The 485-nt window shown below is 72.2% G+C and carries 1 protein-coding gene; it reads right to left on the bottom strand.

The window, feature by feature from the left end; all coding sequences use genetic code 11:
• Window positions 1-453 (bottom strand): transposase family protein (locus tag ABC138_RS17595; protein WP_345914476.1); only part of this gene is annotated, 453 nt, incomplete at its 3' end.
• Window positions 454-485: the final 32 nt, after the last annotated feature.

The following is a 485-nucleotide window of genomic DNA, read 5'->3' on the forward strand; positions in this document are numbered from 1 at the left end:
CCGGTCGCCGAGGGCCTCCACGTCGGTCCAGACCCGGGTGATGATCGCCCCGACGGTGCGCCAGGCGATGCGCATCAGCTCGGTGACCGCGGACTTGGAGCACTGCGTGGCCAGCCAGGCCACCTGCTCGTCGAAGACCAGGGTGTGGCCGGCCCCGTGCCTGGCCCACGGGACGGCGGCCACCGTGGGGCCGTGCTGGCGGCAGGCCACCCGCGGGGCGTCGGCCTCGAGGTAGACCTGCACCGTGCCCAGATCCAGGGCCCGCCACCGCCGCCGACCCTCGCCACGGTCGTACCCGGGCGACCTGCGCCCGCACCGTCCGCACCGGCCACGCACCCGAGCCCGGGGACGGACATGAGCCACCAGCAGCTGGTCGTCCTCATCGAACTCGATGTCCTCCACGACCGTCTTCTCGACGCCCAGCAAGGACCGCCATAGGCTTGCGTTCCGCACGCCGTTCTCCGCTCTTCAGGTAACTGACCTCA

Source organism: Janibacter sp. LM (assembly GCF_039631275.1).
GTDB classification, from domain to species: Bacteria; Actinomycetota; Actinomycetes; order Actinomycetales; family Dermatophilaceae; genus Janibacter; species Janibacter terrae.